We start from the raw sequence: 14,665 nt of genomic DNA, 5'->3' as shown, positions 1-14,665 counted from the left end.
GCTCAGGCCGCCCTGACGGCCTCCACCGTCAATCCCGCCGGCTCTTCCGTCACCAGTTCCTCGCCGTCTACGCTCACGTTGCCCTCCGGGCGGTCCACGAGCACGGTGTCGCCGTCGCTGATCCTGCCGGCAAGGATGCCGCGCGCCAGCTTGTCGCCGATTTCACGCTGCACCAGCCGGCGCAGCGGGCGGGCACCGTAGGCCGGGTCGTACCCGGTCAGTGCCAGCCATTCGCGTGCTGCGTCGGTGACGTCCAGGACCAGGCGGCGTTCATGCAGCCGCTTCGCCAGTGCCTGCACCTGGATGTCCACGATCTTGGACAGGTCCTCCAGGCTCAGCGGATCAAACAGGATGACGTCGTCCAGCCGGTTCAGGAATTCCGGCTTGAAGTTGGCGTTGACCATGGACATGACGGACTCACGCTTCTGGTCTTCCGTCAGGCCCGGATCCACCAGGAACTGGGAGCCGAGGTTGGACGTCAGGATCAGAATGACGTTGCGGAAGTCCACGGTGCGGCCCTGCCCGTCGGTGAGCCGGCCGTCGTCGAGCACCTGGAGCAGAATGTCAAAGACCTCCGGATGGGCCTTTTCCACCTCGTCCAGCAGGATCACGGAGTACGGCCGCCGGCGGACCGCTTCCGTCAGCTGGCCGCCTTCCTCGTATCCCACGTATCCGGGAGGAGCACCCACCAGCCGGGAAACGGCATGCTTTTCCGAGTACTCGCTCATGTCGATGCGCACCATGGCACGCTCGTCATCGAACAGGAACTCGGCAAGCGCCTTGGCGAGCTCGGTCTTGCCCACGCCGGTGGGTCCCAGGAAGAGGAAGGAACCGGTGGGCCGGTCCGGGTCGCTGACGCCGGCACGGGACCGGCGGACCGCATCCGAGACGGCGCTGACGGCCTTGGTTTGGCCAATCAGGCGGGACCCGATGTTGGCTTCCATGTCCAGGAGCTTTTGTGATTCGCCCTGAAGCATCCGGCCGGCCGGAACACCGGTCCAGGCAGAAACAACCTCGGCAATGTCATCCGCTGTGACTTCCTCCGAGACCATCAGTTCACGGGTTTCCTCACCGAAGTTGCTTTCCTCCGCCTGCTGGGCAGCTTCCAGTTCCTTCTGCAGGGCAGGAATCTCCCCGTATAGGATCCTTGACGCTTCAGTGAGGTCGCCGTCGCGCTGGAATTTTTCCGCCTCGCTGCGCAGCTCATCGATTTGTGCCTTGAGATCACCCACGCGGTTCAGGCCCGCCTTTTCCGCTTCCCAGCGGGCGTTCAGGGCGGCGAGCTCTTCCTTCTTATTAGCCATGTCTTCGCGGAGCACTGCCAGCCGTTCCACAGAGGCTTCATCCGTTTCATTGGCCAGCGCCAGTTCCTCCATGGTCAGCCGGTCCACGGCACGCCGCAGCTCGTCAATCTCTTCCGGGGCGGAGTCGATCTCCATCCGCAGCCGTGACGCGGCTTCGTCCACCAGGTCGATAGCCTTGTCCGGGAGCTGACGGCCCGTGATGTACCGGTTGGACAGCGTAGCCGCGGCCACCAGGGCGGCATCGGCAATGGCCACCTTGTGGTGTGCCTCGTAGCGTTCCTTCAGCCCGCGCAGGATTCCGATGGTGTCGGGAACGCTGGGCTCCCCCACATAAACCTGCTGGAAACGCCGCTCCAGTGCGGCGTCCTTTTCAATGTTCTCCCGGTATTCATCCAGGGTGGTGGCTCCGATCAAGCGGAGCTCCCCCCGTGCCAGCATGGGCTTGAGCATATTCCCGGCATCCATGGAGCCTTCGGCAGCCCCGGCCCCCACCACGGTGTGCAGCTCGTCAATGAACGTGACAATCTCGCCTTCGGCGTTGGAGATCTCCTCCAGCACCGCTTTGAAGCGCTCCTCGAACTCGCCGCGGTATTTTGCTCCGGCCACCATGGACCCCAGGTCCAGGGAGAGCAGGGTCTTGCCGTTGAGGCTCTCCGGGACATCGCCTGCCACAATCCGCTGGGCCAATCCTTCAACGACGGCGGTCTTACCGACGCCGGGCTCCCCGATCAGCACAGGGTTGTTCTTGGTCCGGCGGCTCAGCACCTGGATGACGCGGCGGATTTCAGAGTCCCTCCCGATCACGGGATCGAGTTTGCCGCTGCGTGCCATCTCGGTGAGGTCGGTGCTGAATTTCTCCAGCGCCTGGAAGGTGTTTTCCGGATCAGCATTGGTCACTTTTCGGTCTCCTCGTACAGATGGAAGGGCTGCCTGCAAAGCATCGTGGCCGGCTCCGTTGTCCCGCAGCGCCTTGCCGGCCGGCCCGCTGTCCAGGGACAGTCCGAGCAGCAGGTGCTCGGTGGACACATACGCGTCACCCAGTTGTTCAGCTTCCTGCTGCGCCGCGTTGATGACCTGCAGCATGGAACGCGAGAACTGCGGCTGGGCCACGGAAGAACCCGAAGACGAGGGCAGTGAGTGGATCGCATTGGAAGCTGCGGCGCTGACAGTATCCGCGCTGGCCCCAGCCGCCTTCAACAGGGCCACGGCAACTCCCTGCCGCTGGTCCATCAGTGCCTTCAGGAGGTGGGCGGGCTCGATCTGGGGGTTGCCCGCCGTGGCAGCATTCATGGCCGCTGCCTGCAGCGCCTCTTGGCTCTTGTTGGTGAATTTGGTGTCCACTACGGGTTCCTTCCAAGCTCAAACTGAATTCCAGCTCCCGGAGCGAGTCCCAGAAAGGTCATCCCACCGGACGCAACAAAGTTGAGTCAATTCGACTCAACTTGAATTGTATAGTTCATTGCCGGCGTTTGCACGACAATTGCGCCCGGTTGCACGCAGGGGAAGCGAAAAATTGAGAAGGCGCACGCCGGATTGCGCACGGCCCCGTTTCATGAGAGGCCGGGAACGGCTTCGTGCTCCTGGTCCCACTCCTCTTTAGTCCGTGCCCACTCGGCGTTTCGTTCCCGGTACAGCCGCAGCTGCTCCCCTTCCAGCGAGGTCCAGCCGATCACGCCCATGGTTTCCTCGAACACCTCGCCGCCGAGATAACCGGTGACGTGATCGAGGAAGAATTCCCAGCCGGGTCCCGCCGCCCATTCCCCGGACTCCGAGTCGATGAGGAAAAAACCGCTGCGCACCGATGCGTACTTCAGCTCAATGCGGGTCTGCGAGTCCTCGGCAGCGAGGTGTATTTCCAGTTCGGCTGTTCGACCGCCCGGCCGGGTGAAGGAGACCGTCAGCAGCCGGGGCGGATCACACCGCAGGATAGCGCCCCTGGTGCCGTCGGGCAGTTCGTAATTCCCGCCCCGGCGCAAATCCCCCTCGGGCCGGCCCACGTACTGCTCCAGAGCATCCGGGTCCGTCAGGGCCGCCCACACTTCTCCGATGGGATGGTCAATGGTCCTGCCGAGAACCATCATGAGCGCGTGACCGGCTTGGATTTGCCGCCTGCCAAAAGTGCGTTCGGTGGGGGCAGCCGAGGCATACGGTTCAGGCATAACTTCTACTCCTCCGTAGAACAACCGGCCCGAACTCCGGCTCATCCAACGGCCGGCAGCGGAGGAAAAGCCATGGCGCCAAATCGCTGAAGCGGGCTTGCGACCGGTCCGCGAAGCGCCGGTTTTCCAAAACCGTAGCAGGGAAAAACTACTGTGCACAGGGTTCCCGGCGTTGCCGGAGGGTTACGCCGCTGTGAAGAAAGCCATAGAAATAGTGGCTCTGATCAGGGGTTTGATAGGTTCAAATTGTCTCCCCTGCCACCCCGCAGCCTTATTCCTGCGGGTCCCTGACCGGGATTTTGGCCGGACGCTGCACCGCCAGGGCAATGACTGCTGCTGGCTGCCGGAGCACATTAAAACTCCAAAGCAACCAAAGGAATGATCCCATGAGCAAACCTGCGGAACCGGAGACAGCGGAGCCGCCTGCTCCGCGGACCCGGGTGAACAGAACCGTCTTTATCGGTTCAGCCGCCGGAATTCTGGCCATTGCAATGTGGGCAATGCTGGCGAAGGACAATGCCGATTCCGTCATCGGTTCCATGGTCGGCTGGGTTTCTACCAATATGGGCTGGTATTACTTCCTGGTCGTCAGTCTCGTCGTCATCTTTGTTCTGGTCACCGCATTGACGCGGGTGGGCAAGACAAAGCTTGGTCCGGACCACTCCAAACCGCAGTTCAGCATGTTCACGTGGGCCGCCATGCTCTTTGCAGCCGGCATCGGGATTGACCTGATGTTCTTCTCCGTCTCCGAGCCTGTCACCCAATACCTCGCTCCCCCAACCGGAGACGGCGCCACCGCTGAAGCGGCACGCCAGGCGCTGGTGCTCACCCTGTTCCATTACGGCATCACGGGCTGGGCCCTGTACGCCCTGATGGGCCTGGCCCTTGGCTACTTCGCCTACCGGCACAACCTTCCCCTGAGCATCCGCTCCGCCCTGTACCCGATCTTCGGCAAGAAGATTGACGGACCGCTGGGCCACGGCGTGGATATTGCGGCTCTGCTCGGCACTATCTTCGGTATTGCCACGTCCCTGGGAATCGGAGTTGTGCAGCTCAATTACGGGTTGAGCTTCATGTTCGGCCTTCCCGAGAACCTGACCGTGCAGATTGCACTTATTGCACTGTCCGTGGTCATGGCGACGGTCTCGGTGGTGTCCGGCGTCGAAAAGGGCATCCGCCGGCTGTCCGAACTCAACGTCATCCTCGCCGTCGGCCTGATGCTCTTTGTGCTGATTGCCGGCAAGACCAACTTCCTGCTGGACGGCGTTGTCCAGAACATCGGTGATGTCCTCAGCCGTTTCCCTGCCATGACCATGGACACCATGGCCTACGACCGCCCGGATGAGTGGCTGAGCTCCTGGACCCTGTTCTTCTGGGCCTGGTGGATCGCCTGGGCACCGTTTGTCGGCCTGTTCCTGGCCCGCATTTCCCGGGGGCGCACCATCCGCCAGTTCGTGCTGGGCACCATGGTGGTCCCGTTCGCCTTCATCCTGCTGTGGATCTCCATCTTCGGCAACTCAGCGCTGGAACTGGTGATGGGCGGCAACGCAGCCTTCGGCGAAGTGGCGATGAACCAGCCCGAACGGGCCTTCTACGGCCTGCTGGAGCAATATCCCTGGGCCCCGGCGACAGCAGCCATTGCCACCTTTACCGGCCTGCTGTTCTACGTGACCTCTGCCGACTCCGGAGCCCTGGTCATGGCCAATTTCACCTCTCACCTGAAGGACGCGGATTCCGACGGCCCCAAGTGGCTGCGTGTCTTTTGGGCCGTGGTTACCGGTCTGCTCACTCTGGCCATGCTGATGGTCGGCGGGGTGACCACCCTGCAGAACGCGACCATCATCATGGGCCTGCCGCTGTCCATCCTGCTGCTGTTCATCATGCTGGGGGTCTACAAGGCTCTGCGGGTGGAAAACTCGCTGACGGACAGCTACCGGGCCTCCCTGCCCAGCATCATTGCAGGACGCAGCCTGGATGCCCGCAGCGGCCGCAGCTGGCGCCAGCGCCTCTCCCGCGTCATGACCTACCCCGGGCCGCGGCAGGCTGAGCGCTTTGTGCAGACCGTCGCCCGGCCGGCCCTGCAGGAAGTCCATGACGAGCTCAAGGAACGCGGCGCCGACGTCGCGCTCTGCGAGGGCGAGGTGGCGCCGCACGGCATCCACCATCTGGACCTCCAGGTAGGCATGGCCGAGGAGCGCGGCTTCAAGTACCAGATTTATCCCGTGCAATACGACACCCCGTCCTACGCGCACAACGCGTCGGCGGACAGCAAGTACTTCCGCATGGAGGTGTTCTCCCTTGAGGGAAGCCACGGCTATGACCTCATGGGCTACACGAAGGAACAGGTCATTACCGACGTCCTGGACCACTACGAGACCCACCTGGAGTTCCTGCACCTCAACCGTGAAGTGCCGGGCAATACCTCCATTGCGGAGGACCAGGTTCCGAAAGACAACTGGGAAGCTGACTTTGTCAGCGAGGAGGAACGATCATGACAACTGCCACTTTGTTCATCGACGGCCAGTGGGTGCCCGCATCCGACGGCGGCACCCGCGAGATCCATAATCCCGCCGACGGCGAATTTGTAGCCGCAGTTTCCGAGGCCACCCGGGAAGACACCGAGCGCGCAATCGCCGCCGCCAAAGCCGCCTGGGAACGCGGGGAATGGTCTGCCGTGCCCGCTCCCGAGCGGGGGGATTTCCTGCTGAAGGTTGCCGCCCGGCTGCGCGAGCGCAGGGACGAATTCGCCCGAGCGGAAACGCTGGACACCGGCAAGCGGCTGGTCGAGAGCGAAATCGACATGGATGACATTGCCGCCTGCTTCACCTACTTCGGCAAGATCGCAGGCTCCAACGCCGGCCGGATAGTGGACGCCGGCAACAACGACGTCGTCAGCCGGATCGAATACGAGCCGGTGGGCGTGTGCGGCCTGATCGCGCCGTGGAACTATCCGCTGCTGCAGGCTGCCTGGAAGATTGCCCCGGCCCTGGCCGCGGGCTGCACCTTCATCCTCAAGCCGTCCGAGCTGACCCCGCACACCGCCATCCTGATGATGCAGGTGCTGGAAGAACTCGGCCTGCCGCGCGGCGTTGCCAACCTGGTGCTCGGCGCCGGGCCCGTGGCCGGAGCACCGCTCTCGGAGTCCCCGGACGTGGACCTGGTCTCCTTCACCGGCGGCGTGGCCACCGGCAAGATCATTGCCGCCGCCGCCGCCAAGACCGTGAAGAAGGTCGCCCTGGAACTGGGCGGCAAGAACCCCAACGTTATTTTCGCCGACGCCGACTTCGACGCCGCACTGGACAACGCCCTGAACGCCGCGTTTGTCCACTCAGGCCAGGTCTGCTCAGCCGGAGCACGGCTGCTGGTGGAGGAACCGATAGCCGAACGGTTTGTGGACGAATTGGTGCGCCGCGCCCGGATGATCCGGATGGGCGGACCCTTCGACGAGGACGCCGAGACCGGGCCGCTGATCTCCGCCGCACACCGCGACAAAGTCACCGCCTACGTCAACAAGGCCGTGGAGGAAGGCGCCCGCATCCGCTGCGGCGGAACCTGGGGCACGGGCGATCTGGAGAAGGGTTTCTACTACGCCCCGACCGTGCTGGACAACGTGAAGCGCGGCGGCTCCTCCCTGATGGATGAGGCGTTTGGCCCCGTGGTCACCGTGGAAACCTTCAACGGCGAAGACGAGGCCGTGGAACTGGCCAATGACACCGACTACGGCCTGGCCGGAGCCGTGTGGACGCAGGACGCCGGAAAGAGCCAGCGCGTTGCCCGCCGGATGCGCGCCGGCACCGTCTGGATCAATGACTTCCACCCCTACCTGCCGCAGGCCGAATGGGGCGGCTACGGCCAGTCCGGGATCGGCCGGGAACTCGGGCCCACCGGGCTGGGTGAATACCAGGAAGCAAAGCACATTTACCAGAACATCAACCCGCAGGTGACCGGCTGGTTCACCGATCACGGAAAGGGCTAGCACTCAATGGCTGACAAGACGGAATTCGACTACATCGTAGTTGGCGGCGGGTCCGCCGGTGCGGCTGTAGCGTCCCGCCTGAGTGAAGATCCCGGCGTCGAGGTGGCACTGGTTGAGGCCGGCCCCGATGACCGCGGACTCGAGGAGATCCTGCAGCTGGACCGGTGGATGGAGCTGCTGGAATCCGGTTATGACTGGGATTACCAGATTGAACCGCAGGAAAACGGCAACTCGTTTATGCGCCATGCCCGCGCCAAGGTGATGGGCGGCTGCTCCAGCCATAACTCCTGCATCGCTTTCTGGGCTCCCCGCGAAGACATTGACGAGTGGGAAACCAAGTTCGGCGCCGAGGGCTGGAACGCCACGATGGCCTGGGAGCTGTACCGGAAGCTGGAGACCAACGAGGACGCCGGCCCGGATGCTCCCCATCACGGAGACTCGGGTCCCGTGCACCTGATGAACATCCCCGCCAATGATCCGTGCGGCGTGGCCCTGCTGGATGCCTGCGAACAGTCCGGCATCCCGCGGGTGAAGTTCAACACCGGGGAAACGGTGATCAACGGCGCCAACTTCTTCCAGATCAACAGGCGTGCGGACGGGACCCGCTCTTCCTCCTCCGTCTCCTACATCCACCCGATCATGGAGCGGAAGAACTTCACCCTGCTCACCGGGTATCTGGCCAAGGAACTGACCTTTGACGACGCCAACCGCTGCACCGGCGTTGCCGTCGTCGACAACCCGTTTGGCCGCGCCAGGCAGCTGAGCGCCCGCAGCGAAGTCATCCTCTCCGCCGGCGCCATCGATTCCCCGAAGCTGCTGATGCTCTCCGGCATCGGTCCGAAGGAACACCTGGCGGAGCGCGGCGTAGAGGTCCGGGTGGATTCCCCGGGAGTGGGCGAGAACCTGCAGGATCACCCTGAAGGCGTGATCCAGTGGGAGGCCAAGAAACCCATGCCGGAGACATCCACCCAGTGGTGGGAGATTGGTGTCTTCACCCCCACAGAGGATGGGCTGGACCGCCCGGACCTGATGTTCCACTACGGTTCGGTGCCGTTCGACATGCACACCCTGCGGCACGGATACCCCACCACGGAGAACGGCTTCTGCCTGACCCCCAACGTCACCCATGCCCGCTCCCGCGGCACGGTGCGGCTGCGCAGCCGGGATTTCCGCGACAAGCCGATGGTGGATCCGCGCTATTTCACCGACCCGCATGACATGCGGGTCATGGTGGCGGGCATCAAGAAGGCCCGCGAGATCGTGTCCCAGCCGGCCATGGCGGAATGGGCCGGCGAGGAACTGTACCCGGGCAAGGACGTGCAGACGGACGAGGAGATCACCGAGTACATCCAAAAAACGCACAACACGGTCTACCACCCGGCCGGAACCGTGCGCATGGGCGCCGCTGACGATCCGATGGCTCCGCTGGATCCCCAGCTGCGGGTCAAGGGTGTCACCGGGCTGCGGGTGGCCGATGCCTCGGTTATGCCGGAGCTGGTCACGGTCAACCCGAACATCACCACCATGATGATCGGTGAGCGCTGCGCGGAGCTGGTGAAGGCGGACCGCGCCGCCTAATATTCCCTGCGAGGCAACAGAGGGCGGCCAGGTGCTCCCGGCCGCCCTCTGCCGCGTCCCGAACCCGTGTCCCGAGCCCGTGTCCGGGAACCGGTCGGTGCGGGTACCCTGTCCGAATGGGGAAAAACCGCACACTCACATCCGTCCTGGCTGTTTCGGCTCTTACGCTGACACTGATGTCCTGCTCCGCCGAAAAGCCGGCGCCGGACGATGCCGCCGCCGCGCTGGCGGAGGGGCTCAGCAAAGCTGATCTGTCAGCTTCCTCTTTCACTGCCGGTACCCCGGCCCAGATAAATACCGAGCTTCAGACGCTGCTGGAAGGCATGGGAACGGTCCGTCCCGCCGTCACCGTGGCCGGGATCGAAGAAGACCCGGAGAACGACGACGCCGCCGCCGTCCGCCTGGCCTACGCCTGGGATGTAAATATGGACTCGGCTCCCGACTGGACCTATGAAAGCACCGCCCGGCTGAGCCGCGGCGAGAATGACACCTGGCAGGTCCAGTGGGCTCCCTCCGTGCTCTTTGACTCCCTTGCCGACGGCGACCGGCTGGTCCGCACCGCCTCCACGGGGCTGCGCGCGGACATCCTGGACCGCAACGGCCAGCCTCTCATGGGCTCCCGCCCGGTACTGCGGATCGGCATCAACAAACCGGACATTCCGGAGGACCGGCAGGGCGCCTCCGCCACGGCCCTGGCCGAACTTGCTGGCTTGGACCCGGCAGGATACGCGGCCCAGGTGGCTGCCTCCGGCCCCGAAGCCTTTGTCGAAGCCATCGTTCAGCGCGAGGAAGCGGACGGCCCCGTCACTCCGGAAGCACTCGCCGGCATTCCGGGGGCTTTGTCCATTCCCGATTCACGGGTGCTGGCCCCCACCCGGACTTTTGCCCGTGCGCTGCTCGGCACAGTGGGAGAGGCCACTGCGGAACTGATCGAGGAATCCGGTGGCCGTCTCTCCGCCGGCAACCAGACCGGTCTCTCCGGACTGCAGCAGCAGTATGACGAGCAGCTGCAGGGTGCCCCCGGCGCTGCGGTCACCCTTGAGAACACGTCAGGCGCCAACATCGTCTTCAGCATCAATGCCGAGGACGGCATGCCCCTGCAAACTACCCTCGATCCCGGGCTGCAGACCCTTGCTGAAGGAATTTTGGCGGACGAGCCGTCGGCATCGGCCCTAGTTGCCGTCCAGCCCTCAACCGGAGACGTCCTCACCGTGGCCAACGGTCCCGGCAGCGAGGGACAGCAGACGGCGCTTCTGGGCCAGTATCCGCCCGGCTCAACGTTTAAGATTGCCACCTCGCTGGCCCTGCTCCGGCAGGGGGTGACGCCCGACAGCTCGCTCTCCTGCCCGGCGGAGCTCAGCGTCGACGGCCGCAAATTCAACAATGCAAGCAGCTATCCGGCAGCATTCGTGGGGGACATTCCCCTGCGGGATGCTTTTGCGCAGTCGTGCAACACCGCCTTCATCAATACGCGGGACACGGTGCCGCAGGACGCACTGGCCTCCGCCGCAGAGGATCTGGGAATCGGGGTTTCCGCTTCCATGGGCGTACCCGCGTTCTTCGGCTCAGTCCCGGAGGACGCCGAGGGGACGGCACACGCCGCGTCCATGATCGGGCAGGGCGAAATTCTCGTCTCTCCCCTGGCCCTCGCCGTCGCCGCCGCCTCCGTGGGCAAAGGCGAACGCGTGACTCCCCTGCTGGTGACCCCCGGTGCCGGGACGCAGGCACCGGGCGCAGCGACCGAAACAGCGTCGGCACCGGCTTCAGCCTCCGCTTCCGCGGCGCCCGCCGAGAGCGACGCCGGATCCTTCACTGCTGCGGAAGCGTCGTCGCTCCGCGAACTCATGCGCGGGGTCGTCACCGGGGGCGGGGCCGCCATGCTGTCCGATGTTCCGGGAGAACCGGTGCTGGCCAAGACCGGCACCGCGGAATTCGGCAGCGAAACTCCGCCGCGGACACACGCCTGGGTAGTGGCCGTACAGGGTGACCTGGCGGTTGCGGTGTTCGTGGCCGAAGGTGAACTCGGCTCGACGTCGGGCGGACCGCTGATGCAGGCGTTCCTGGACGGTGCCGCCGGCCGGCCCTAGCCCCGGTACTGTCCGTAACCTCGGGGAGATCCTCCGCCCTGTCCGTAAGCACTGTACGGGGCGGCCGATCCGTACGGTACGACGCCGGGACGCCCGGTGGGAACAATGACTTTCCCCAGCGGCATGAGCGAGATCGGCACCATTTTGAGGTTTGCGATGCCCAGCGGGATGCCAATGATGCTGATGAACATGGGGATGGCCGTCAGAATGTGCCCAACGGCGATCCAAACCCCTGCCACCACCAGCCAAATGACGTTGCCGACGGTGGAGAACAGGCCGGGGGCGCCGCCGCGGTCCACCACGGTACGGCCGAAGGGCCAGAAGGCGTAGGCCGCAATCCGGAAAGAGGCTATGCCGAAAGGGATGGTAACGATCAGCAGGCAGCAGACAATACCGGCCAGCACATAGCCCAGCGCCAGCCAGATGCCGCCGAACAGGAGCCAGATGAGGTTAAGGATGAGGTTCATCGTCTCATTCTGATGCACCCCGGCCTGCAGCACCATGCAGCGGACGGCCGTTCGTTGTGGCCGGCGCCGGTGCAACTAGACTGGAGGCATGTTGCCTATCAAAGATGATGCCGGAACACCTGCTGCCAAACCCGTGGAACTGACCACCAGCCAGTGCTGGGAGTACATCCGCCAGGCACCGATCGGCCGGCTGGCCGTCATTGCCGATCAGCACCCCGAGATTTTTCCGATCAACTTCGTCGTGGACCGGGGATCCGTTGTCTTCCGGACCGCCGAAGGCACCAAGCTGCGCGCGGCACTGGAAAGCGCTGCCGTGGCTTTCGAGGTGGACGGATATGATGACCGGCTCGGTTTCGCCTGGAGCGTTGTGCTGAAGGGCTCGGCCGCCCGGCTGGAGTCCATCGAGGAGGTCCTCGCCTCCGAGGAGCTTCCCCTGTTCCCCTGGCAGGCCGGGGAGAAGAACCACTTCATGCGCATTGAGCCGGTGGAGACCAGCGGCCGCAGCTTCCGGATCAACAGTGCAGCCCGAAGGCACTACCTGCGCGGCACCAAGCCGCAGCCCACCATCGAATAAGTTCAGCTAATTAAGGACACCGTGACCAACCCAGTGAATGCCGCCCCGATCATCCGTTTCCCGGAGCTTCCCTCGGTTCCCTGGGGGAAGAACAACGGCCGGGTCAAGGAACTCGCTGCGGGAGCAGGATGGCGCCTCAGTGTTGCCTCCATCGACAAGCCCGGTGCCTTCACGTCCTTTCCTGGGATGGACCGGATTACGGTCCCGGTGGAGGGCGAGCTGCTGGTCCTCACCGTGGACGGTGCCGAACACGGCATGGAAAAGTTCCGTCCGTTCCGCTATTCCGGCGATGCAGCCGCAGAGGCTGCGCTGCCCACCGGGCCGGTGACGGTGCTCAACACGTTTGCGGACCGTGCCACCACCGGCGCTGCGGTGATGGTGGCGGAACTGTCAAAGAAGAATCCGCAGACGCTCGGGGCCGGCCAGTTCCTGGTCCTGCTGCACGGCAGTGCCACGGTGACCGCCGACGGCGGGACGGCTGCGCTCGAGCCGCTGGACGCAGTGGCGGGAGCCGATGAACGTCCGTCAGTGCTGGGACGCGGGTTCGCCGCCGTCGTATCCTTTTACGACCTGGACTAGCCGAACCCGGCTGCGAAAGCTGAAAGGCGCCTGTCTCCCGAAGGGAAACAGGCGCCTTTGGCGCTTTAGGGCCGAACCCTAGCGGGAACGGCGCTCGTTCGACGCCGGAGCCGTGGCGCGGCGGGGGCCGGCGCCTCGTGCGGGACGGCCGGCACCGGAGGGACCCTGGGCACGCGCTCCGGCCGAGCGGCCGGCACCTGCGGGAGCAACATCACCGGCGCGCTGGCCGGTGGCCGGACGGCGGTTGCGGCCCTGCGCGGTGGATGCGGCGGCAGCGCCGCGGCGTCCGTCCTGCGACCGCTGGGACCGGGGCGCATCGGGAGTGAAATCGTTGCGGTCCCGCTCGCCGCGTTCGCTGCGCTCCGCGGAGACACGTCCGCGTCCGCCGGATCCGCCCCGGCCGCCGGCACGGGGTGCCGTGGTGGAACGGGCGGCGCGCTTGCGCTGGGCGTTGGCGCCGGTGGACCGGCCGCCGCCCTGCTGCGGAGACTTCGCTGCCAGCTGGGCGGCGCGCACATGCGGCTCAACAACAGCGGCTCGGTCACCGATCAGCTTGGCGATGGACGGAGAATTATGCGAAACCTTTTCGATCGAGACGTCGACGCCGGCAGCCTTCATCAGCTTGGATACTTCGCCCTTCTGTTCCGGCAGCGTGAGCGTGACAACAGTTCCGGAAGAACCGGCCCGTGCCGTACGCCCTGAACGGTGCAGGTAAGCCTTGTGCTCCGTAGGGGGATCAATGTGAACCACCAGTTCGACGTCGTCCACGTGAACGCCGCGGGCGGCGACGTCGGTGGCGACCAGCACGCGCACGTCACCGGAGGAGAATTCCGCCAGGTTCCGGTCGCGGGCGTTCTGGGACAGGTTGCCGTGCAGGTCAACGGTGGGGATTCCGCTGTCCGTCAGGAATTTGGCCATCTTCCGGGCGTGGTGCTTGGTGCGCATGAACATAATGCGGCGGCCCGAGCCGGAGGCCAGTTCCTTGACCAGCAGTTTCTTGGCCGTCTGGTCCTGGACCAGCAGCACATGGTGGTCCATGGTGGAGACGGCTGCCTGCGGCTCATCCACCGAATGCGTCAGCGGGTTGGACAGGTAGCGGCGGACGAGCTTGTCCACGCCGTTGTCCAGCGTTGCCGAGAACAGCATGCGCTGCCCCTTTTCCGGGGTGCGGTCCAGCAGCCGCTGGACCACGGGCAGGAATCCGAGATCAGCCATGTGGTCGGCTTCATCGAGCACAGTGATTTCAATGGATTCCAGGCTGATGACCTTCTGCTTCATGAGGTCTTCAAGCCGGCCCGGGCAGGCAATGACAATGTCAACCCCGGCCTTGAGCGCCTTTTCCTGGCGCTGCTGGGAGACGCCGCCGTAGATCACGGTGGTGGTCAGGCCCAGTTCCTTGGCGAGCGGCTCAATCACGTTGTTGATCTGCGTGGCCAGTTCGCGGGTGGGTGCCAGGACCAGGCCGAGCGGACGGTTCGGCTTGCGGCGGTATGCCGCTTCAGCTTCAGCCAGACGGGCGACCAGCGGGAGGGAGAAAGCGAGGGTCTTACCGGAGCCGGTACGGCCCCGGCCGAGCACGTCGCGGCCCTTGAGGGTATCGGGAAGGGTTTCCACCTGAATCGGGAATGCTTCGTCAATTCCTGAAGCGGAGAGGGAGGAAACCAGAGCCTTGGGTACACCAAGGGCAGCAAAAGTAGTCATTAAAAGACAAGCAACTTTCGGTAACGTGGCCCCAAAGCCGTATGGCACCGGGGTTCGCCGAAGAAAAGTCAGACAGTGTCCAGTGGCTCGGCCGTAAGCGGCCGGCGGGACAAAAGAAAGCGTTCATCGACGCAGGTTGCGCTGCTTACACACGCGGCTTTTAGGCGCGGCAGTCACAACAACTTCGTCCAGTTTACCGGTTTGCGCCCAGTTTCCTAATCGCGCCCCCGCGGACGGCGC

The 14,665-nt window shown here is 64.6% G+C and carries 10 protein-coding genes; 6 read left to right on the top strand and 4 right to left on the bottom strand.

The window, feature by feature from the left end:
• Positions 1-2: 2 nt before the first annotated feature.
• Together clpB and QMA10_RS04320 are read right to left on the bottom strand one after the other, a co-directional pair.
• Positions 3-2,645, bottom strand: a complete 2,643-nt coding sequence (gene clpB, locus QMA10_RS04325) for an ATP-dependent chaperone ClpB (protein ID WP_290166449.1) — start codon at positions 2,643-2,645, stop codon at positions 3-5.
• A 209-nt stretch (positions 2,646-2,854) separates the two neighbouring features.
• Positions 2,855-3,463 carry an SRPBCC domain-containing protein gene (locus QMA10_RS04320; protein ID WP_290166448.1) on the bottom strand — a complete coding sequence of 203 codons (609 nt, stop codon included), beginning with the start codon at positions 3,461-3,463 and terminating at the stop codon, positions 2,855-2,857.
• 386 nt (positions 3,464-3,849) lie between these two features.
• On the opposite strand from QMA10_RS04320, the gene betT reads away from it, so the two are divergent.
• From betT to QMA10_RS04300, 4 genes are all read left to right on the top strand, one after another.
• Complete coding sequence (betT, locus tag QMA10_RS04315; protein WP_290166446.1) at positions 3,850-5,958, top strand: choline BCCT transporter BetT; 2,109 nt, start codon at positions 3,850-3,852, stop codon at positions 5,956-5,958.
• The gene (locus QMA10_RS04310) at positions 5,955-7,439 is read left to right on the top strand and encodes an aldehyde dehydrogenase family protein (RefSeq protein WP_290166445.1); all 1,485 of its coding nucleotides are present in this window, start codon (positions 5,955-5,957) and stop codon (positions 7,437-7,439) included. The genes betT and QMA10_RS04310 overlap by 4 nt, the downstream gene beginning before the upstream one ends.
• A gap of 6 nt (positions 7,440-7,445) precedes the next feature.
• Entirely contained in the window at positions 7,446-9,017 is a 1,572-nt protein-coding gene (locus QMA10_RS04305; RefSeq protein WP_290166444.1) for a GMC oxidoreductase, read from the top strand.
• A 116-nt stretch (positions 9,018-9,133) separates the two neighbouring features.
• On the top strand, positions 9,134-11,104 hold the full coding sequence (locus QMA10_RS04300; RefSeq protein ID WP_290166443.1) for a penicillin-binding transpeptidase domain-containing protein: 1,971 nt from the start codon (positions 9,134-9,136) through the stop codon (positions 11,102-11,104).
• Here QMA10_RS04300 and QMA10_RS04295 read toward each other — a convergent pair.
• Positions 11,101-11,571 (bottom strand): YccF domain-containing protein, encoded by a 471-nt coding sequence (locus tag QMA10_RS04295; RefSeq protein WP_290166441.1) that lies wholly within the window; start codon positions 11,569-11,571, stop codon positions 11,101-11,103. The genes QMA10_RS04300 and QMA10_RS04295 overlap by 4 nt on opposite strands.
• Before the next feature lie 88 nt (positions 11,572-11,659).
• On the opposite strand from QMA10_RS04295, the gene QMA10_RS04290 reads away from it, so the two are divergent.
• A complete protein-coding gene (locus QMA10_RS04290) occupies positions 11,660-12,145 on the top strand; it encodes a pyridoxamine 5'-phosphate oxidase family protein (protein ID WP_290166440.1) in 486 nt (161 codons plus the stop codon).
• A gap of 21 nt (positions 12,146-12,166) precedes the next feature.
• Positions 12,167-12,724, top strand: coding sequence for a HutD family protein (locus QMA10_RS04285; RefSeq protein ID WP_290166439.1), 558 nt, complete (start codon positions 12,167-12,169; stop codon positions 12,722-12,724).
• Between the two features lie 78 nt (positions 12,725-12,802).
• Here the strand turns inward: QMA10_RS04285 and QMA10_RS04280 are convergent, their stop codons facing one another.
• On the bottom strand, positions 12,803-14,425 hold the full coding sequence (locus tag QMA10_RS04280) for a DEAD/DEAH box helicase (RefSeq protein WP_290166437.1): 1,623 nt from the start codon (positions 14,423-14,425) through the stop codon (positions 12,803-12,805).
• Positions 14,426-14,665 lie beyond the last annotated feature (240 nt).

The sequence above is a fragment of the Arthrobacter sp. APC 3897 genome, assembly GCF_030407495.1.
Taxonomy (GTDB): Bacteria; Actinomycetota; Actinomycetes; order Actinomycetales; family Micrococcaceae; genus Arthrobacter_B.
The sequence above is the reverse complement of the archived record's forward strand: the minus strand, read 5'-3'. Positions and strand labels throughout refer to the sequence as shown.

What these genes read in the sequence shown, in the direction of transcription:
- QMA10_RS04320 (WP_290166448.1), bottom strand. Translation starts at nt 3,463, where the DNA reads ATGCCTGAACCGTATGCCTCGGCTGCCCCCACCGAACGCACTTTTGGC.
- betT (WP_290166446.1), top strand. Translation starts at nt 3,850, where the DNA reads ATGAGCAAACCTGCGGAACCGGAGACAGCGGAGCCGCCTGCTCCGCGG.
- QMA10_RS04310 (WP_290166445.1), top strand. Translation starts at nt 5,955, where the DNA reads ATGACAACTGCCACTTTGTTCATCGACGGCCAGTGGGTGCCCGCATCC.
- QMA10_RS04305 (WP_290166444.1), top strand. Translation starts at nt 7,446, where the DNA reads ATGGCTGACAAGACGGAATTCGACTACATCGTAGTTGGCGGCGGGTCC.
- QMA10_RS04300 (WP_290166443.1), top strand. Translation starts at nt 9,134, where the DNA reads ATGGGGAAAAACCGCACACTCACATCCGTCCTGGCTGTTTCGGCTCTT.
- QMA10_RS04295 (WP_290166441.1), bottom strand. Translation starts at nt 11,571, where the DNA reads ATGAACCTCATCCTTAACCTCATCTGGCTCCTGTTCGGCGGCATCTGG.
- QMA10_RS04290 (WP_290166440.1), top strand. Translation starts at nt 11,660, where the DNA reads ATGTTGCCTATCAAAGATGATGCCGGAACACCTGCTGCCAAACCCGTG.
- QMA10_RS04280 (WP_290166437.1), bottom strand. Translation starts at nt 14,425, where the DNA reads ATGACTACTTTTGCTGCCCTTGGTGTACCCAAGGCTCTGGTTTCCTCC.